General features: G+C 59.1%; 19 protein-coding genes and 1 pseudogene. 10 read left to right on the forward strand and 10 right to left on the reverse strand.

Annotated elements, in window-relative coordinates; genetic code table 11:
• The first annotated feature begins 193 nt into the window (after nucleotides 1-193).
• The 7 genes from ACZ5MJ_RS32605 to ACZ5MJ_RS32635 all read left to right on the forward strand — a co-directional run bounded on the left by ACZ5MJ_RS32605 (nucleotide 194) and on the right by ACZ5MJ_RS32635 (nucleotide 6,886).
• Nucleotides 194-562: a BON domain-containing protein gene (locus tag ACZ5MJ_RS32605; protein ID WP_464226938.1), complete on the forward strand. Its 369-nt coding sequence runs from the start codon at nucleotides 194-196 to the stop codon at nucleotides 560-562.
• 111 nt (nucleotides 563-673) lie between these two features.
• Nucleotides 674-961: a hypothetical protein gene (locus ACZ5MJ_RS32610; protein WP_464226939.1), complete on the forward strand. Its 288-nt coding sequence runs from the start codon at nucleotides 674-676 to the stop codon at nucleotides 959-961.
• 65 nt (nucleotides 962-1,026) lie between these two features.
• Nucleotides 1,027-1,488, forward strand: a complete 462-nt coding sequence (locus ACZ5MJ_RS32615) for a PRC-barrel domain-containing protein (RefSeq protein ID WP_464226940.1) — start codon at nucleotides 1,027-1,029, stop codon at nucleotides 1,486-1,488.
• Nucleotides 1,489-1,672: 184 nt separating this feature from the next.
• The gene (locus ACZ5MJ_RS32620) at nucleotides 1,673-3,652 is read left to right on the forward strand and encodes an AI-2E family transporter (protein WP_464227047.1); all 1,980 of its coding nucleotides are present in this window, start codon (nucleotides 1,673-1,675) and stop codon (nucleotides 3,650-3,652) included.
• Nucleotides 3,653-3,716: 64 nt separating this feature from the next.
• Nucleotides 3,717-6,377 carry an intermembrane phospholipid transport YdbH family protein gene (locus ACZ5MJ_RS32625; protein WP_464226941.1) on the forward strand — a complete coding sequence of 887 codons (2,661 nt, stop codon included), beginning with the start codon at nucleotides 3,717-3,719 and terminating at the stop codon, nucleotides 6,375-6,377.
• Nucleotides 6,374-6,553, forward strand: coding sequence for a YnbE family lipoprotein (locus tag ACZ5MJ_RS32630; protein ID WP_039008218.1), 180 nt, complete (start codon nucleotides 6,374-6,376; stop codon nucleotides 6,551-6,553). Before ACZ5MJ_RS32625 ends, ACZ5MJ_RS32630 begins: the two co-directional genes overlap by 4 nt.
• A 9-nt stretch (nucleotides 6,554-6,562) precedes the next feature.
• Nucleotides 6,563-6,886 (forward strand): YdbL family probable chaperone protein, encoded by a 324-nt coding sequence (locus tag ACZ5MJ_RS32635; RefSeq protein WP_464226942.1) that lies wholly within the window; start codon nucleotides 6,563-6,565, stop codon nucleotides 6,884-6,886.
• Nucleotides 6,887-7,113: 227 nt separating this feature from the next.
• Here the strand turns inward: ACZ5MJ_RS32635 and ACZ5MJ_RS32640 are convergent, their stop codons facing one another.
• Entirely contained in the window at nucleotides 7,114-7,623 is a 510-nt protein-coding gene (locus ACZ5MJ_RS32640; RefSeq protein WP_464226943.1) for a DUF2141 domain-containing protein, read from the reverse strand.
• A gap of 343 nt (nucleotides 7,624-7,966) precedes the next feature.
• Nucleotides 7,967-8,044 (reverse strand): hypothetical protein, encoded by a 78-nt coding sequence (locus ACZ5MJ_RS32645; protein WP_464227048.1) that lies wholly within the window; start codon nucleotides 8,042-8,044, stop codon nucleotides 7,967-7,969.
• Between the two features lie 374 nt (nucleotides 8,045-8,418).
• On the opposite strand from ACZ5MJ_RS32645, the gene ACZ5MJ_RS32650 reads away from it, so the two are divergent.
• Nucleotides 8,419-8,658 (forward strand): hypothetical protein, encoded by a 240-nt coding sequence (locus ACZ5MJ_RS32650; protein WP_115215837.1) that lies wholly within the window; start codon nucleotides 8,419-8,421, stop codon nucleotides 8,656-8,658.
• Nucleotides 8,659-8,842: 184 nt separating this feature from the next.
• On the opposite strand, the pseudogene ACZ5MJ_RS32655 reads toward ACZ5MJ_RS32650, so the two are convergent.
• The 8 genes and pseudogenes from ACZ5MJ_RS32655 to ACZ5MJ_RS32690 all read right to left on the reverse strand — a co-directional run.
• Nucleotides 8,843-9,124: pseudogene (locus tag ACZ5MJ_RS32655) on the reverse strand (DDE-type integrase/transposase/recombinase); the annotation flags it as partial.
• A gap of 205 nt (nucleotides 9,125-9,329) precedes the next feature.
• Complete coding sequence (locus ACZ5MJ_RS32660; RefSeq protein ID WP_464226944.1) at nucleotides 9,330-9,575, reverse strand: hypothetical protein; 246 nt, start codon at nucleotides 9,573-9,575, stop codon at nucleotides 9,330-9,332.
• A gap of 21 nt (nucleotides 9,576-9,596) precedes the next feature.
• On the reverse strand, nucleotides 9,597-10,181 hold the full coding sequence (locus tag ACZ5MJ_RS32665; protein WP_464226945.1) for a hypothetical protein: 585 nt from the start codon (nucleotides 10,179-10,181) through the stop codon (nucleotides 9,597-9,599).
• A gap of 252 nt (nucleotides 10,182-10,433) precedes the next feature.
• A complete protein-coding gene (gene cls / locus ACZ5MJ_RS32670; RefSeq protein WP_464227049.1) occupies nucleotides 10,434-11,729 on the reverse strand; it encodes a cardiolipin synthase in 1,296 nt (431 codons plus the stop codon).
• 385 nt (nucleotides 11,730-12,114) lie between these two features.
• Complete coding sequence (locus tag ACZ5MJ_RS32675) at nucleotides 12,115-12,426, reverse strand: BON domain-containing protein (protein WP_414224186.1); 312 nt, start codon at nucleotides 12,424-12,426, stop codon at nucleotides 12,115-12,117.
• 158 nt (nucleotides 12,427-12,584) lie between these two features.
• A complete protein-coding gene (locus ACZ5MJ_RS32680) occupies nucleotides 12,585-12,743 on the reverse strand; it encodes a DUF3309 family protein (RefSeq protein ID WP_039008227.1) in 159 nt (52 codons plus the stop codon).
• 17 nt (nucleotides 12,744-12,760) lie between these two features.
• Nucleotides 12,761-13,939, reverse strand: coding sequence for a DesA family fatty acid desaturase (locus tag ACZ5MJ_RS32685; protein WP_464226947.1), 1,179 nt, complete (start codon nucleotides 13,937-13,939; stop codon nucleotides 12,761-12,763).
• Nucleotides 13,940-14,340: 401 nt separating this feature from the next.
• On the reverse strand, nucleotides 14,341-16,101 hold the full coding sequence (locus ACZ5MJ_RS32690; protein ID WP_464226948.1) for an ABC transporter ATP-binding protein/permease: 1,761 nt from the start codon (nucleotides 16,099-16,101) through the stop codon (nucleotides 14,341-14,343).
• Between the two features lie 459 nt (nucleotides 16,102-16,560).
• Between ACZ5MJ_RS32690 and ACZ5MJ_RS32695 the strand changes: the two genes are divergently transcribed.
• Together ACZ5MJ_RS32695 and ACZ5MJ_RS32700 are read left to right on the forward strand one after the other, a co-directional pair.
• Nucleotides 16,561-16,929 carry a hypothetical protein gene (locus ACZ5MJ_RS32695; RefSeq protein ID WP_464226949.1) on the forward strand — a complete coding sequence of 123 codons (369 nt, stop codon included), beginning with the start codon at nucleotides 16,561-16,563 and terminating at the stop codon, nucleotides 16,927-16,929.
• 427 nt (nucleotides 16,930-17,356) lie between these two features.
• Nucleotides 17,357-17,608, forward strand: coding sequence for a DUF1488 family protein (locus ACZ5MJ_RS32700; protein ID WP_464226950.1), 252 nt, complete (start codon nucleotides 17,357-17,359; stop codon nucleotides 17,606-17,608).
• The last annotated feature ends 9 nt before the right edge of the window (nucleotides 17,609-17,617 follow it).

Raw genomic sequence — 17,617 nt, forward strand, 5'->3', positions numbered from 1 at the left:
AGTGCCTACCTGTCCGCCAGCGTACCGACTTCAGCATGGATTGGTGTCAGCCTTGGTCCGTCGGGGCTGCGTGATGAAGGAATGCTTCCTTCGTGATGCCACGGCGCGCGGCTGCCTGTTCAGGGCGGCTCGCATACCCCGGGGACACTCCGCGCCTGCAACCACTTGTTTCGTCCGAATCGAGGTAGTTCAAATGAGATCCACCCGCTCCATCAGCTTCACCACCGGCGCAGCGTTACTCGCGCTCGCAGCTGGCTTCTACGCTCCCCTTGGCCAAGGGCAAGGCAATGCACCGCCTGCCTCGCCCACGAACCCCAACCCCACACATGAGACGGCTCGCGAGGGCATGTCTGATACGGCAATCACAACCAAGGTCAAGGCCAGCCTGCTTGATCAGAAGGATCTGAGTTCGATGCACATCCACGTACGCACGCGCCAAGGCGTAGTACGCCTGACCGGCAGCGTTCCAACCACGACGGAACGGCAGATGGCAACCGAGGTAGCCAAGGGCGTGTCCGGGGTGACGTCGGTAGAGAACCTCCTGAGCGTCCACAAGTCCTGACAGGTTGGCTGGTTCGTGGCGAGCCTTTATCGGCCGGACAGTCTGGGCAGCACCTTGCCGGCGTGCGCCGGCGGCCGTGACCAGCCGAGCCATATCAACACAGGAGCGATCATGCACAGGGTCATTACCTCCGCACAGCACCGTAAGTCGGAGCCCGGTGGCCGCGCATCAATGCCTGCGCCCGAGGAAGGCCATACCTATCAGGCCGCCGTGGACGCATCGCTGGAGATGACATTCCCGGCTAGCGACCCCATCTCGCCGGGCGTCGCCATGTACGCGGAACAGCAGGTCAGTACCCCGCGCGACAAGACAGACTGGAAGCTGGCTGTCGGCAGTAAAAACCGGCCTTCCGGCGCCGAGCCGGCCGAGCAACGCAAGGGCAAAACCCGTGCGCATTGACAGATTGCCCAGGCCAGCGCCCGACGCCGGTCCGATGGGCTACCCACCCTACCTGGAGTCACACCATGAACGTCAATGAATTGGACCATCGCAGCGGCGAACCGCGCGCTGCCATCGTCGGCAACAGCGAGCCGGACAGCTCCGGACCCGGCCCCGTCATCATGGCTGCCGACACGCTCGACGGCAATCTGGTTCTCGGTCCAGGTGGCGACAAGCTCGGCAAGATCAATCACATCATGCTGGATGTTCCCCGCGGGCAAATCGCCTATGCGGTGCTGTCATTCGGGGGCTTTCTGGGCGTAGGAACCAAACTGTTCGCCGTGCCCTGGTCGGCGCTGACGCTCGACACCGTGCGCAAGAGCTTTGTGCTGGGCATCGACAAGGAGCGGCTGGAAGCCGCGCCAGGCTTTGATCAAAACCATTGGCCGAGCATGGCGGATCCGCAATGGGCCACCAGTATCCACGAGTACTATGGCGCGCCCCCGTACTGGAAGGCAGGCCGGCACGAGCGGGAACTGGATCTCTGATCGCGGCTTGCGCAGCGCATCCTGAACAGTTTCGCAGCGGACTATCACCCGCACCGGGCCACGAGGCCACAGCCGCATCGTCTCCCTGACCCGTCCCGACCTGGTCGCCGGCACGCATCATCCTGACGCGTGCCGGCGACCAGGGTGACATGCGGCGTGGCAGATTTTCTGCGAGCCCGTGATCATGCCTGAACCGGCTGAACCGCGCCCCGCGAGGCAAGCGGCGCATCTGAAATTTTCCGAGTCTCCCAGCCTGCATGGCCTGGTCAGCCTCGCCATCGGTGTGACCGTTGTCGCCGGGCTCTATGTTGGGCGAGACGTTCTGATCCCCATCACGCTCGCGATCTTCCTCAGCGTCCTGGTAAGGCCACTGGTCAGCTTCCTTTGTCGTATCAAGCTCGGCCGGATCGTCTCGGTTCTGGTCGCCGTGACAATTTCGGTTTCGGTATTGGTCTTGCTAGGCGGCGTGATTGTCGCCCAGATAACGGCGCTTGCCGTCGACATGCCTCGCTATCAGGCCACCATCGAACAGAAAATCAACACCGTGCATCGCCTGACAATTGGAAAGCTCAGCAGTATGGCGGGCACCGCTGGCAGGGCGCTTCAGCAGGCAACCGTTGATTTGCCACAAGTAGCTCGCGAGCCCCGCTCTGCCTCATCGCAGGCACAGCCCCCCGCAGCGCTTCCGGTCGAGGTGATCGAGCCGGCTCCGAGTGCCTTTCATCTGGCACGGCAAGTGCTCTCCCCCGTCGTCAGGCCGCTTGAGACCGCCTTTATTGTATTCATCGTGACCATCTTCATCCTGCTACAGCGCGATGACCTCAGGGATCGGGCTATCCGGCTGTTCGGGTCGGGCGATTTGCACCGGACCACCACGGCGATGGATGACGCTGCGCGGCGCCTCAGCCGGTACTTCCTTTCGCAATTTGCTGTCAATGCTGGCGTGGGCGTTGCTATCGGGACCGGGCTCTTCCTGATTGGCATACCAAGTCCGGTGCTGTGGGGCATGTTGGCCGCACTGTTGCGCCTGGTGCCCTATGTGGGAATCTGGATTGTCGCCGTTCTGGCAACCGCCCTTGCCGCAGCAGTCAGTCCTGAATGGTCGATGGCCATCTGGTCACTGGCGCTTTTCGTGATCGTCGAACTACTGGCCGGTCAGATCATAGAGCCAATGCTATATGGCCATAGCACCGGCATTTCGCCGTTTTCCGTTGTGGTTGCCGCAATCTTCTGGAGCTGGATATGGGGCCCGGTCGGGCTTATCCTGTCCACCCCGCTGACGCTCTGCCTGGTAGTCCTCGGCCGGCATGTCGGGGGACTCGAAATCCTCGACGTGCTGCTGGGTGACCAGCCGACGCTCACGCCAATTGAGAACTTTTACCAGCGAGCGCTGGCCGGCGATCCGGATGAGGTACTCGAACAAGCTGAAGTTCTGCTGCGCGACCGGTCACTCTCCTCGTACTACGATGAGGTCGCCATCAAGGGATTGCAGCTTGCGGCCAGCGACGTGTTGCGCGGCGTGGTAACAGCCGCACAACTGGCGCGAATAGAAACTACGGTGAACGATCTTGTCGAAGGTCTGGACAGCTTTGCCGACATTGACCCGAATCCAGGCGGGCCTGATGACCACACGGCTACGCTGGCACCGTACATCGCTGAACAGGATTCGCACCAGCCAGGGCCCTGCCCCCCATTGCCGGGTATCGAAACGCTACCCGCGAGTAGCGCCGACGGCCACGTCCTTTGCATCGCGGGAAGGGGCCCGCTTGACGAACTGGCGTCGACCATTCTCGTCCAGCTCCTCGGCAAGCACGGTCTGGATTGCAGGGTTGTCCCTCATGACGCTGCCTCGCGCGCCCGGATGCAAGGTATGGTGGTCGCCGCGCCGACGATTGTGTGTATTTTTTATTTGAACATTGAAGGCATCCCGTCCCACTTGCGCTACCTCGTTCGGCGGGTGCAGCAGCGCTTCCCGGATGCGTCGATCGTCGTCGGCCTCTGGCCAAGAGGTGACACGGATCAATGGAGCGAAACGCTCCAGAGCGCAATTGGCGCCAATCACTATGCCACTTCGGTTCGGAGTATGGTTGACGCATGTCTGGCCACGCTCAGACCCGAAAATGCGATCGATCCTGAGCCACTTCCTGGCGACGTGGGAACATAGAACCTCTCTGCCAAGGCAAGGGAAGAATCACAGTGTCAGCGCAATAACGTAGACGGGCTGCGACATGCTCCTCTCCCGGCAATATTCGCCAACGCTTGCATTCTTGCGTCGCAACGATGTCTGGCTGATCATCCTGGCGCTGCTGCCAGTGGGGATGTTGTTGGCCGTGGTGATCACGGCATTTGCGCTGGGTGTACGTGTCCAGGGGCTCGGTTGGCAGAGCGGGCTGGAACTGGCGCATTGGCAAAGGCTACAAAACGGCTGCGTGCAGGCCCGCGGCGAACGATTGCGAATCACCGGCTGGCGGCCCGTGACGATCACCGTAGCCAGCGTGAGCCTGGCCAACTGCCAGGCTGGCCGCGAGACACTGCCTCCCCCATGGACGCCGCCATTCTATCTCTTTATCGATGCACTTTCCATTCCCGGCTTGCCGCCGGTAGCACTCACCGTCCGCCAGCGCGAGCAGCGCTGGCAGGCATGGGGAAAGTATCAGCACAGCAATGCGACCGCTACCTATGACCGCATTTCCGGGCGCTGGAGCGCGCAGGGCCAGATTCAGGCGGCTGACATCGCGCCCGGGCTCCTGGGCTCGCTGACCTTCACGGGCCATGGGTTGTGGCAAGCCGGCCGACTGGACGGCGATTTGCAGGCACAGGGGCAACAACTGGGTCATCGCGGCCAGTCTCAACGGTCCGACATGAGGCTCGAGGCCAGCCTCGCCGCCAAAAAATGGCAATTGAATGCCGAACTGGGGGCACCGTTGACGCTCGGCGGTGACTGGAGCCTGGAAGCCCGGCAAGTGCTACGGGCCAGCGGCAATCTGGAGGGGGTGGAGTCCCTGCGCCTGAACCTGCGAGCGGCAGGCCCGCAAGGCACCATAGTGCTGACCCTGGATACCGAGGGCACCGGCGTAGCACGCGGCCAGGGCATGCTGACGCTGGCCGGGCCCTCGCTAGCTGGCCGAGTGCCTATTCGCTGGAATCGGCAAGAGTTGGAACTGTTGCCGGCGTCGATACAACTCCCCGAGGGGCTTCTGCTGCGCTGGCCTCGGCCCCTGACACTGCCACTGGCATTGGCCGGTGAATGCGCAATCTCGGCCGAGCTTCAGTATCGCGATCTGGAAGTCAGAACCGTCGACAGCCGGTTGGCCTGGCAGCAAGCCAAGTGGAACTGGCAAGGACGGGTTGACCTGGCAGGCAAAACCGCCGGATACGACCTGACCGGGTCTTGGCAAGGCCGCATCGAAGCCTCCGGGCTGGCGGGGGAATCAGCCAGCCTCACGGTCAGGGGGCCAGATCTGTTGCTGGCACTGCGCGTGCCGGTGACCGGCTTCCAGGCGCCGGGCTGGACCACGCGCGCGCAGTTCAATGGCCACTATGGCAACGCCCCTTTCACGGGGGCGCTCAGCGCCAGCTTTGCGCGAGGGCGCTGGCAAGGTACGGTTGAAGGCGACTCGCGGCTCCCCTTCTATGCACGGGGCGGGGGCCTGAAGCTCGTCGCATCCTGGTTTGGCGAGGACGGGCAGTGGTACCTGGGCACTGGCAGTCGCGCAACGATAGCCGACGGGCTGGTCGGAACGACAGTGATCAAGCCGGTCGCCATGGTTGCCACAACGCCTCTGCGCGTCGGGCCCCAAGGCGTATTCGGCAATCTGGAGGTCAAGGCGGAGGGCGTTGTTGCGACGCGCTGGGCACTGCCTGCCGTCACCGGGAAAATCGCCGTCGCCGGGCAGCAAGGCAGGGCCACGCTGCGTGCGCTGGCCTGGCAATCCGAGCTGACCCTGACCGCAGAGCTGGCTGGCCGCGGAAGGAACACCGGAGCGAAAGGCATGATGGAGATCAGGACACCGCTGTCTGCATCCATGAGCCGCAGCCTCGGCTTCACCTTGAAGCAAGGCATGCTCAATGGCCAAGGCCACTGGCAGTGGCAGGATGACTGGCGGCTGCAAGGCGACATATTCGTATCCGGGCTGGCGCTGGACTGGGGAGGCATTCTGGCCACGGGTGGCAACGGGGCAGCGCATATTGAACTGCACAGAAATGGCGTAACGCTCACAAGCATCGGCCCGATCATGCTCGCCGAACTGGATGTGGGCACCCTGGTGCGCAATATCCGCATGACGGTCCAATCTGACTTGACCACCTGGCACGCCGTCGATGTTTCCGCCGACGTGCTGGGAGGCCATATGCACGCCGCCACCTTGCAATGGCCGTCCTCCCAGTTTCAGGCGGTGACCATTGGGCGCATCAACCTGGCGGAGATAGCCGCGCTGCAAAGCGACCCGAACCCGACCGTTCAACTCGCTGGCCGCGTGGGCGGCAATCTGCCGCTACAACTGACGAAGGACTCCCTGGCCTTGCAGTCGGGTCGCGTGAGCAACGAGGGCCCCCTGTTACTCAAGGTCTTGCCGTCTGCCGGGGTCACCGCGATGGGCCAATCCAATCGCGCGGTGGAACTGGCGCTCGATGCCCTGAGCAATCTGGCGATTGACGAATTCGAGGCGCGTCTGAATATGAAACCGGACGGCTGGCTGGACGCCGCGGTCACCATCAAAGGCCAGAACCCGCAGAAGAGCAGCTTGCCAATCGTACTAAACTACACGCACCGGGAGAACGTGTTCGAGCTATTGCGCAGCTTGCGCATTGGGGATGATATCTCCCGGCGGGTACTGAACCGGATGCCTGCAGAAGGCTCGCGCAGCGATGACGTGGAGGACACGCCATGAAACCCGTCTTACTTGTCGCTTTACTGCCTCTGGCTGCCTGCACGCCTCGGATCGCCCTTGAGGCCCCCAAAGACCCGATCACCATCAATCTGAATGTGAAGATTGATCATGAGATTCGCCTCAAGGTAGAAAAGGATGTCGATAAACTCATCAGTGAAGACCGCACATTGTTCTAGGAGCCAACCATGAAAATGGCGACACAATTGATGGTGGTGCTACTGCTGGCTTGCAGTACGCTGGCCATGGCATTGGGCCTGGATAATGCCAAGTCACAGGGGCTCGTAGGGGAGCAACCAGATGGTTATCTGGGTGTTGTCAAGGCGACCCCGGACGCAGTGGAACTTGCCGCGGATATCAATGCGAAGCGCCGCGCGGCGTATGACGCCATTGCCAAGAAGAACGGCGCCACCCTGGAGCAAGTGGCGATCCTCGCAGGACAGAAAGCCATAGAGAAGGCGGCGACCGGATCCTTTGTCAAGACTCCTGAAGGTCAGTGGATAAAAAAGTAGTGCTCAGCGGAATCACGAATGCGGACCTCGCCCGCTTTCTGGTGAATATCAGGTAAGAATCAATTCTAATTATTTGATTCAATTGACGTAATCAGTCCTGGCAGTTGGATCTTTGGATCTGACTAACCTGACGTCAATCAGGATGGCCGAAACTTTTTATGGCGACTGGAAGGCAGTAATCGACAAAAGCGCTTGCATGGAAGCTATGTATTAACAAAAAAGCGTGTTCAGTAATGCAATCTAATCGTCAAACTCAAATCACCCCCAACGTAGGAGAACCTGGCAGCGGAAAACGGCGGTGCGCCGAGCCATCCTACCGCATCGTTCGAAAAACCATATCCTTCGGTAGGAATTACAAGCGCATTTGTATCCAGCTTACCGTTCATATTCTCATCATGTGCGACGGCTATGGCATACGTTCCCGGTGGAATTCCTTCAAAATTGCATTGCGCTTGATTATTCTTAACCCTTACTGACATGATATTCCTCGCTGAATGCAGATAGTCTGCAGGGAATCCGACTGGCGATTCAAAGAGAGTGCAGGCCACCATGCCTGTGCTGCTTCGAATGCCTAGAATCTGTATATGAATCGATTGCGAAAGGGCGGCGGAATATGGATAACCTGAGCACAGCAGTACCGCAAGCCATGTTGCGTAACGAACCGTCTTCGGCGTACGGTTCATGGGGATATTGCCTGCAACGGAAGCCAGAGCCTTCGGAGCAGTTGATTCAATCATGATTTTCCTCGCCACTACCAGATCATTGGCGTGTTGCGGTCGCGGTGGCCGCACCACTCCCTCAATGGGCAACCTAAGCTCACTTTAGTGCCAGTGGGAACGCCCCGCCATGACGAGCGCACCTCGCTGAACCGAGCAATGATGAGCCGATACCAGGCCTGCTGAGAGGTCGAATTTTGGTGTTGATGCTCAGTTGCCCCCGGGGCAAATAGGGTGCGCACCGTCCAGGGCAAACTGGTCCGACCCAAATCGCCGGCGGACTACTCATCCACGTCGCCACTGGCCCAGTTTTTCGTCGCCGTTTTCGCCGCATCGCCATGCACGCGCTCCCAGTGGCAGTGGGTCACGCGTTAGCGTGACGCGCGAGGCTCATGGGCATGAAGGCAGCAACTTGCAGGACGCCGGGATAGACACGCCGCATCGTCTCGCTGCGAACCACGCCACCGGTGTCCCCACCGCACGATCATACAAGGAGTCGCAAAAGCCACACCGCCGGCGGCGCAGGCCGCCACCATCACGCCTCGATGCGCCAGAGTATGCACATCGATTTTGTAGCTTTGTCTACCTAAACTTCATGCATGTTTCATGCTCGGCCCTTCTTGAGCATTCTTGACAGACAATATCGGTGGCCAATTGCAAAGCGTCAGACGCGTTTCGCGCACTACGTTCGCCTTTGAGGACTTGGGCAGATATTACGAGATGTATAAGGCCAAACATAGGCGCGTCGTCTGCGCAACAAGGAAAACGCCTCATTCGGGCTTGCCGAGAATTTTCCAAACTGCCAGGAAGAAGAGCATGCCATACATTCGTGCCCTCATCGCCGTATTCGTTGTCCACGGTGGGCTGAACCATCTGCTGGGATACGTCCTTGAGCCTAGCTCGCTCGTCTCCGTCGCAACGGGCATGTGGTTCGGCCTTGGATACGCGAGAGTCTTCCAAGGCTTCCCAAAGGCCGACACCTTCAAAGCTGCGTTCAAGGGAGTAATCATGGCAATGCTCTGGCCGATCGTGCCGGTCCAGCATCGACCACGATGACCACGAACGCCAGAACCGCCTGCGGGCGGTTATTTTTTAGCCCACCTAACATGCCGAAAATGTGGAGGGTTTTTTGGATTGGGATCGCGGGCTCGTCGGCAAGTTGTGTCGCAATTGGAATGCGAAGCGGCTACATCCCCTGGACGCCTGATGACCGTAGCGAAGAAGGCCCGCCGCCAGCGACATCGCGCTTGGCGCTGAGCCTGAAATCGACCGTCTCTTCTGCTCGGTCAACCGCACGGTAAAGATAGACTCACTTGTCACGGACCTTCACATACGTCTCGTCGACACGCCATGAACGAACAGCGGAGTTCGCAAACCGATTCCAGCGCGTGACGAACTCCGCCGTGAAGCACTTGAGGCAGCGTGTGGTCGCCGTGTGTGCAAGCGACAGACCTCGCTCGGCCATCATGTCAACGAGGTCTCGAAGGCTGAGCTTGTAACGCAGGTACCAACGCACGCACATCACACTGATTTCTTGGTCAAAGTGGCGGCCGCTGGAGAACCAGTCGATGGGTCTAAGTTTGCCCATTGCGCGCTCGCGCTCGTAAAAAAAGCCGAGCCTCCGGTTTGGACCAGAGCCCGTCACGCTATCCTAATAGAACACTCTTCACGAATCAGCGCCCACGCCAATCGTTGTTCAACCCGCGTTGTCGAGGCGGAGCATCTTGTTACCCTTCATAGGCACCGTCGGTAAATGGGTCAGCCTTGCCGATCCGCGTGCCATCAGTGTATGAATCGAACGTACCCGCCTTGCCACCATCGGTATAGGGATCGTGCGGCGCCTTGATGCTGCTGGCATCCGTGAACACATCCCTTGTTGCGCCTGCATACTCCTTGGCGTGCTCTAGCCAAAGGGGCCAACATCCGAACCATGATGTCGGCCCAAGCTGCTCGCGGAGCGACAGCGCTCGCATGCTGGCGCAAGCCCTGCCCGATCACTTGCCGTACTTCGCCTTCACGTCGGCCGTGCACTTGTCCTTGGCATCGCCGGACAAGGCATCGCATTTCTCCTTGTCGGCTTGGTACTTGGCGTCCATGGTGTCCTTTTTGGCGTCGCGGCGAGCCTCGGCGACATCTTTGCTGGTGCCGGTGTCGGCGGCCTTCTCGACCTTGACCGCTCCAATCGCCTTCTCGTGGGCAACCTTGGCTTCCTTCACACAAACGTCCTTGGCGTTGCCCTTCCTGTCGCCGCACATTTCCTTAGCCACGTCGTAGTCTCGATCGGCCTTGACCTTGTGCGCCTTTCCCTGGGCCTGGGCGGTGCCGTCGCGCATAGCTTCGGCGTTCGCCTTCGCGACATCCCGATCGCGCTTGGCCTCCGCCTTGCAAACGTCCTTGGCGTTGGCCATCATGCCGCCGCATTTGGCGCTGGCGGCTTTGTAGTCAGCGTCGGCCTGCTTCACTGTGGCGTCGTAGTCTGCCTTCGAACCCGCGGCAGGCGCGGTTAGTGCCAGTACAGCCCCTCCCGGCGCGACAGCCATCATCCCAAACAAGGCAGCGAATAGCCATTTAGTCATCATGTCGCACTCCCTATTAGTAGCAGGACTTCTCAGCGTTGCGTACTGGCATTTCCAGCGGCGATTTTGCGAAGGCCCTGCAAAGAGACTACATCGCTTGCATGCCTGGCGTCAGAATCCAAATTCCGAAACTCGCGTCGGACAACTCCCACAGACCGAGCATAGCCTGCACACATGACGACGTGAGACCCGGTGTCACATCGGTGCCGGCCAGGGGCTGCCGCCCCTATCTTCCGGGCATACCAGTCATGCAATCTACAACCAGTAAGCCCACACGCGCGCGGTCATCTCCTTCATACGCATACCGATCGAACGGTCGTTCCATTGTTCAAGCGTGATGGGATTGGACGCGGCGAGATCCACCTCGAACATGGCTTGCATTTGCGCCCCGAACTCCTGCCCCAGGACGACGGCGTTTACCTCGTCGTTGTGCAAGAAGCTGCGCCAGTCGAGGTTGGTCGAACCGATGGTGGACCAGACACCGTCGATAACCGCTGTCTTCGAATGCAGCAGCACGTCACGCCGCTCGTAGAGCTTTACGCCGGAGCGCAACAGCTCGTCGTAAAAGGAGCGTCCGGCGAAGAACACCAGCCACGAATCGGTCTTGCTCGGGAGGATGAGTTTGACATCAACGCCGCGAACTGCGGCATCCTTGAGCGCGGCTAGCAACTGCGGGTCGGGAACGAAATATGCGTTGGTCAAATATACGCTGGTTACCGCGCTGCCGATTGCCGAGAGCAGTGTCGCGTAGATGAGGCTGTAGGGCTCATCAGGCGAACTGCCGATGGCGCGCACGACCTCCGTTCCTGTATTGCCGAGTTGTGGAAAATAATTCTTCGGCGCAAGCGGCTCCCCTTTTTGCTTACCCCACGTTGCCAGAAACAGCTTCTGAAATTCCCGGACCACCGGCCCTTCCACTTTCAGGTGGGTATCGCGCCAAGGAGGACTTCCATCGAGCCGACGCTTGGATTGGGGCCGGAAGGATCCGCTGGAATAGACGCTGCTGATATTGATCCCGCCAAGGAAGGCGATCCGACCATCGACAATCAATAGTTTGCGGTGATCGCGTTGATTGACCTCCCACCCCTTCTTTGCGGACAGTGGGTTGACCGGATTGAACTCCAGCACCTTGATGCCGCTGTCGGAAAGGCGCTTGAAATATCCCTTCGGTGAGTTGATCGCCCCCACGCTATCGTAGATGAGATTCACCTGCACACCCTGGGCCCGCTTCTCAATCAGCGCATCGGCAAAGCGATTCCCTACCGCATCGTCTTCGATAATGTAGGTTTCCATGTTGATATGGTCTTTCGCACTGCGGATGGCGGCAAACATGGCCTGAAACGTGGCTGGACCGTCCTGCAGCAGAAGCACCTTGTTACCCACCACCAACGGGCTGCCGACGATGGCCGCCTCGAGCGCCAGATGCCGATCAAAGATATTGGTTTCATCGCTGTGGCTCTTGAGGCGGCTGAGAATTTCCTTGCTTTGCTGGGCCGAAAGCGGACCGTGCGCGCCCCCGAGTTGGACGGGCTGGTCGGGGCGGCTCCTCATATCCGGGACAATGGTCGGCAACACGCTGCATCCGCCCGCGACGGCAAGCGAGATCGCCAGCCATCCCGCAATCCTGGCCAGCCTACCGCACCGGTGAATCCACTCAAGGAACAAGGCTGCCTCCGTCAATTGCAAATATCTCGGAGTCCGACCAGCCAACTGCGTCATGGTAGGGCCCACTCACCCGCTTCCGACCAAGCTCACCGTGTAGCGCGATCCACGCGACGCCCCCCGTTCGGTTGCGACGAACTGGTTCAACTTTGCCTGCGATCAGTCGATTTTTTTGAGGCGAATCCATCGCGTGATCACTTACGCGTGGCAACGGTGCCCGCGCCCACCCGTGGACGTGAGGCGCAGGCCGGCAATCGCTCGCGGCCAGTGACTGTCATTTGATCCGCATGTCATTCTTGACCGACTTCACCCCCTTGACGCCACGTGCAACCTCGACTGCCTTGTTGGCGTCGGCCTGGGACCTGACAAATCCGCTCAGTTGGACAACACCTTTGAAGGTTTCGACGTTGATTTCGGCGGACTTCAAGGTCGGCTCATTGAAAACTGCCGCCTTTACTTTCGTGGTAAGGACCGTGTCGTCGACATACTCTCCAGTCCCTTCTTGCTTGGGCGTCGATGCGCACCCTAGGGAAAAAGCCATCAGGACGGTTAGGAAAAAGGCGGAAAGACGGTTTAGGTATGTCATTGCTAGGTCCTCCAGATGAATGACAATGCGAAAATCCCTCTCGAAGTTCGATCCGAGTCGAGAGCCCCCCGAATGCAAGCTCTATTGCTTGAAAAAAAGAAAACGTGGATCTCACTGTCTCATGAACGGCGTCAGTAGCGCGACCTCGGCACAACGCGCTATATCTTGCCCATCAGCAACAGTACGAGCAGGATTACCAGCACCAGCCCAAGACCACCGCTGGGACCGTAGCCCCACCCCCGGCTGTGCGGCCAGGCTGGAAACGCGCCGATCAGCAGTAAGATGAGCACGATCAATAGTATTGTTCCCAATGTCATTTCATGTCTCCCAATAGTCAGGCATAGCAGCGGAGCTTCCCGGAAAACTCCTGCAACGCACGGATTCCGCTTTGGTCGCAGCGCCGGAACCAGTCTTCCAGCTGCTTGACCAGTTGCTCCTCCGGGATGGCAGAGCGGCTCCACAACGCGGTGAGGTCTTGGCGCATCGCGTAGACGGTGCGCAGCAACGCACTGGCATGCAGGGCCTGGTGCAGGACTGCGCGCTCACGCGCCGGTAGGGCGCCCGCCTCTCTTTGTAGCCAGTGCCTGAGCGCTTCCTTCGCCTTGGCCTCATTCAGACCCGGTAGGGCACGCGCCCGCAGGGTGCGGATTTCCCCCAATGCGGTTTTCCGCAGGGTGCTGGCGAACTTGGCCAGTACGTGGTAGCGGTGCGTGGAGATGGCCTGCAGGGTCTGCGCGTCGCAGCCTGTCCTGGCCGGATTGAAGCGGATCTTTGGCGCCACCCTGTGTACCCTGGCAAGACGGAGCGCCACCAGCAAGCGGATGTACACCCAACCAAGGTCAATTTCCCACCACTTGCTGGACAGCCTGGCTGAGCTGACGTAGGCATGATGGTTGTTATGCAGTTCCTCGCCGCCGATCAGAATGCCCCACGGCACGATATTCGTGGAAGTGTCATTTGGCGCGTACGTGCAGTAGCCCCAGTAGTGGCCGATGCCGTTGATCACGCCCGCGGCGAAGAACGGAACCCACAGCATCTGCACGGCCCAGATGCTCAGTCCGATCGGGCCGAACAGCACCAGGTCGGTCACCAGCATGATGCCGATCCCTAGCCCGACGTGCTTCGCATAGAGATTGCGCTCAATCCAGTCATCGGGGGTGCCGTGCCCATACCTATGTAGCGTTGCAGCGTTCCTGGCCTCACTGCGATAGAGTTCGGCACCTTCCAACAGCACTCGCCAGATGCCGTAGAACTGCGGGCTGTGCGGGTCTTCCGGGGTTTCGCACTTGGCGTGGTGCTTGCGATGGATCGCCACCCACTCCCTGGTCACCATACCGGTGGTCAGCCACAGCCAGAAGCGCAGGAAATGGCTGGCGATGGGATGCAGATCGAGGGCGCGGTGGGCCTGGTGACGGTGCAGGAAAATCGTGACCGACGCGATGGTGACGTGGGTCAAGCCCAGCGTCACAAGCGGGTAACCCCACCAGGGGAGACTAAGCAAGCCGAAGTGCATCGCCGGCTCCTTCGCAACAGTTTCGGCGTCGATAAGCCTCAGAGATCTGTCCGAGCTCCAGAAAGCTCTATCTCAATCCGAAGTATCCAAGCACGAACAAAACGATGACGACGGCCCCGACAAGCCAGATGATGTTATTCATAATGCGCTCCTTGAACTATTCCCCTGCATGAACTGCAGGCGCGATGTGAATCTGTCCGCGCGGACATACCATGCGAGGTGCCCATGGCTTTTCGCAGGGGTAGTGTCACTTTGTCACACACGACACGGAAACGTCTGTACGGTAGCGGTCAACACCACATTGGATGACTGGCGGCGCGGCAAGGCGGCATGTGGCACGGTCTACAGGGTCCGCGCGTCGCAGCTTGCCCTGGCCGGATGAAGCGGATTCTTGGGAGGCACTACCAGTCAAAGCGGTAGTCTCTGGTCGGATGCAGTTGCCATCTCCCGTCCCCGGGCAGCTCCAGAACCTGGTGGTGATATTTAAGGAGTGTGGGTCGATGGCTGACGCTGACAAGCGTCGTCGGCATGCCGGCCAACTGCAAGTACAGACCTTCCTCGTTGCCAATATCCAAGGCGCTGGTAGCCTCATCGAGCATGGCATAGCGCGGCTTTGCGAGCAGTACACGCCCGATCGTGAGGCGCTGTTGCTCTCCAACGGACAACACTTTGCCCCAATCCAGCTCCGCGTCCAGCCCGCCAAATCTGCCGACGATATCCGGCAGGTTGACCATCTCCAACAGCAGCAGGAGTTCCTCGTCGGATATCTCCCTATCATGGTTGTTCGGATACAGCAGCTGGTTGCGCAGGCTGCCGACCACCATGTAAGGGTGTTGCGGCAAAAACAACATTTCGTCCGGCTTGGGGCGCATGATGCATCCCGTGCCGCAGCTCCACAAGCCCGCGATCGCGCGCATCAGAGAACTCTTCCCACCTCCGCTGGCACCGACAATGAGCAGCCCCTCTCCCGGGTTGATCGACACGGTCAAGTCCCTGACCAGCGTCCTCTCATGATTCGGCGTCTGCAAGGTGACATGTGCTAGCGCCAGGCGGGAGTCCTGCATGGCTTTGATCGTGCCCCCTGCATTCGGGGAGGCTGCCGCCTTCCTGGTCAGGGAGATGGAGAATGTGTCCAGTCGATCCAGGCCCGCCACAAATCGGCTCAGGTTTTCAAAGTTGTCAACGAGCACGGCCAATGCGCTCAGTATGGCCGCAAACGCGCCGGCAGCCTGGATGGCGCGACCGACTTCGAGCTCGCCCGAAAGGACGCGCGAAGCGACAATGGCGCTGGGCAGCATGATGGTCAGGAAGCCATAGCCATACTGAAAAAAATTCAGATTCAGCTGCCAGTTGATGAGTTTGTTGAAGTTGCGGAAGGCCTGTTCAAAACGCCCCCGCACATGAAAAGACTCCTGGGCTTCACCCCGATAGAACGCAATAGACTCAGCGTTCTCGCGAACTCGGATCAGGCTGAATCGAAAATCCGCCTCCCGCTTTAACTGATAAAAGTTCAGACCAATCAGGACTCGCCCGAAGAAATATATCGATATCGAGGTGCCAGCGACGGCGTAGAGAACAAGAAAGAGGACAAGCGACCTGGAGATCGACCACAGGACGTTGCTGAACGCAATGAGTTGCAGCAGTGCACCCATGCTGACCAGCAGGAAATATAGAGACTGCTGCGTAAATGTATTGATGTCCTCCGTCATCCGCTGATCCGGATTGTCTATCGTGGCATCTGAATTGAGTTTGTAGAAAATTCTGTCCTTGAAATATCCGTCCAGATAGTGGTTGGTCAGCCAGCGCCTCCAGCGAATGCCGAGTTTATTTCTAACATAATAGTAAAATGCATAGATCGGCACCGCCAGGATCAGAATGTAGATGCACTTTGTGATGGAGATCCAGAAACGATCCGCATCCTTGGCCGCCAATGCCGATGTAAATTCCCCGGATTGCTCGTTGAACAGTACATTGGTTTCGGTTTGCCCCAACAGCAACAGTATCAACAGAATAAGCAAGCCAACTGCCGTCCATTTATCCCGGGAGAACCAGTAAGGCTTCGCAATGGCCCAGAATCGAGTCCACAGATGACGGCTGGAAGCGCCAATACTGTTCTCAGACGCTGGACTGCCGTGCGGCCTCGGATCGCTAACGACGCTCATGTCACAACTCCCAGAACAGAACGGATCACATACTCGTCACATTGATCCCGGCGCGGGCAACACTGCAGGTCGGCAGAAGATCACTATTGAAATATAGGTCAGCAATATGGTGAGAAGAAGGGAAGGCGTGGTGCGCAACGAGGAGAGCCGCCTGCACTGAGCTTCTGACCGGATCTGGGTGTAATTAAATAAATAGCACGGACTGTGCGCTGGCGGACGGCGCCCGGCTCGAGTGTGAGCTATATATAAATCCGATGCAGTGCTCGCTGCCGATTGAACGCACAGGAAATCCGCGTCCCATTTTCGTCGGCGACACTCCGTTATTTTCCTTCCGGATTAATAGGACCGGACTAATTGCGTGACTGGCCAGTCGCTTTTACTGGACCTCTATGCCGATTTGAAGTGATTTCTTCCGGAGTTTCCGGGTATCATACCGACCTTCTTGAAAAGGTGAGGAAAATGCCAACAGATTATCCCACTACCGTCATCGTCATTTATCAGGACAGCCCCCGCAATTGGTACTTTGCGGAGGTTGACCCGACGGCGTGCATCTGCCGGCTTGGCCCGTTCGACAGCGAAAATGCAATTCACGAAATCCTTTCTGTCATCTACCCTGCTGGTCTGCCCCGTGAAACCATCGACACCCCCGGCGACTACGACGACGTCACAATCCTGCGCACAGCAAAAGCGGCTGTCGATGTCTCGTTCGTCAGCCCTTGCCCGACTGGAGATGTAGGAGCAGGGACATCCACTTCCTGGTGGAGACTTCTCTTCGGCCGTCACGCTCCTGCGAGTGGCTCTCTTCGTGTACTGGGATCGAATAGCTAGAACCCATCAGAAAGGGGGACGGTCATGCAACGACGTGTCACTGTCGGTAACCATCAGGTTTCGATCGAAGTGGAGCAAAAGTACGATCCCGTCGCGCCCGCCTTTGCCATCGGGTATACGGTGCGCTATTCAATTGCGCGTACTGACGGGCGGCCGGTCAGGGACGGTCTCCTGAGCGTGCAGTCCTACGAGCTGATAGACGGTACGGAACACTTTCCAACCATTGATACTGCGCTTGATTACGGCGAGCCAAAGGCACGTAACACGACATTGCGACGTTACAGCGGCTACCCCGCTGTCCAGACGCGCAGTGGTCGAAGCCCCGCTTCGGATCGGGAAACCGGCGCATACTGGGTTGGCACCGCTGTGCGGATGCCTGTAGTCAAGGAGCGCCCGGCGTGCCATCACTGGATCATAGGAGTCCACCATGGCACTGAATTTCCCCAATCCCAGCCGCAGCTACGACGCGGCGCGGCACTGCGTATGCTTCTGGGGCTACGACAACGCCCGCGAGGTCGCATTTCAAGTCTCTGACAGTATCCTTTTGCGCCTGAGTCAGGAGGTGACCTCCGAAGAGACCGCCTTTCTCGCTACATTCGACCGGTATCGCGAACGGATATTCGAGCTGGCAAAGAATGCATACACGCCGGGCGCGCGCAATACCTACACCATTTCGTAATGGCGGCGG

It is taken from the genome of Cupriavidus sp. LA-1, assembly GCF_055385985.1.

What these genes read in the sequence shown, in the direction of transcription:
- ACZ5MJ_RS32605 (WP_464226938.1), top strand. Translation starts at nt 194, where the DNA reads ATGAGATCCACCCGCTCCATCAGCTTCACCACCGGCGCAGCGTTACTC.
- ACZ5MJ_RS32635 (WP_464226942.1), top strand. Translation starts at nt 6,563, where the DNA reads ATGAAAATGGCGACACAATTGATGGTGGTGCTACTGCTGGCTTGCAGT.
- cls (WP_464227049.1), bottom strand. Translation starts at nt 11,729, where the DNA reads ATGAGGAGCCGCCCCGACCAGCCCGTCCAACTCGGGGGCGCGCACGGT.
- ACZ5MJ_RS32650 (WP_115215837.1), top strand. Translation starts at nt 8,419, where the DNA reads ATGCCATACATTCGTGCCCTCATCGCCGTATTCGTTGTCCACGGTGGG.
- ACZ5MJ_RS32625 (WP_464226941.1), top strand. Translation starts at nt 3,717, where the DNA reads ATGCTCCTCTCCCGGCAATATTCGCCAACGCTTGCATTCTTGCGTCGC.
- ACZ5MJ_RS32615 (WP_464226940.1), top strand. Translation starts at nt 1,027, where the DNA reads ATGAACGTCAATGAATTGGACCATCGCAGCGGCGAACCGCGCGCTGCC.
- ACZ5MJ_RS32630 (WP_039008218.1), top strand. Translation starts at nt 6,374, where the DNA reads ATGAAACCCGTCTTACTTGTCGCTTTACTGCCTCTGGCTGCCTGCACG.
- ACZ5MJ_RS32620 (WP_464227047.1), top strand. Translation starts at nt 1,673, where the DNA reads ATGCCTGAACCGGCTGAACCGCGCCCCGCGAGGCAAGCGGCGCATCTG.
- ACZ5MJ_RS32695 (WP_464226949.1), top strand. Translation starts at nt 16,561, where the DNA reads ATGCCAACAGATTATCCCACTACCGTCATCGTCATTTATCAGGACAGC.
- ACZ5MJ_RS32685 (WP_464226947.1), bottom strand. Translation starts at nt 13,939, where the DNA reads ATGCACTTCGGCTTGCTTAGTCTCCCCTGGTGGGGTTACCCGCTTGTG.
- ACZ5MJ_RS32660 (WP_464226944.1), bottom strand. Translation starts at nt 9,575, where the DNA reads ATGCGAGCGCTGTCGCTCCGCGAGCAGCTTGGGCCGACATCATGGTTC.
- ACZ5MJ_RS32680 (WP_039008227.1), bottom strand. Translation starts at nt 12,743, where the DNA reads ATGACATTGGGAACAATACTATTGATCGTGCTCATCTTACTGCTGATC.
- ACZ5MJ_RS32665 (WP_464226945.1), bottom strand. Translation starts at nt 10,181, where the DNA reads ATGATGACTAAATGGCTATTCGCTGCCTTGTTTGGGATGATGGCTGTC.
- ACZ5MJ_RS32610 (WP_464226939.1), top strand. Translation starts at nt 674, where the DNA reads ATGCACAGGGTCATTACCTCCGCACAGCACCGTAAGTCGGAGCCCGGT.
- ACZ5MJ_RS32640 (WP_464226943.1), bottom strand. Translation starts at nt 7,623, where the DNA reads ATGATTGAATCAACTGCTCCGAAGGCTCTGGCTTCCGTTGCAGGCAAT.
- ACZ5MJ_RS32700 (WP_464226950.1), top strand. Translation starts at nt 17,357, where the DNA reads ATGGCACTGAATTTCCCCAATCCCAGCCGCAGCTACGACGCGGCGCGG.
- ACZ5MJ_RS32645 (WP_464227048.1), bottom strand. Translation starts at nt 8,044, where the DNA reads ATGCGGCGTGTCTATCCCGGCGTCCTGCAAGTTGCTGCCTTCATGCCC.
- ACZ5MJ_RS32690 (WP_464226948.1), bottom strand. Translation starts at nt 16,101, where the DNA reads ATGAGCGTCGTTAGCGATCCGAGGCCGCACGGCAGTCCAGCGTCTGAG.
- ACZ5MJ_RS32675 (WP_414224186.1), bottom strand. Translation starts at nt 12,426, where the DNA reads ATGACATACCTAAACCGTCTTTCCGCCTTTTTCCTAACCGTCCTGATG.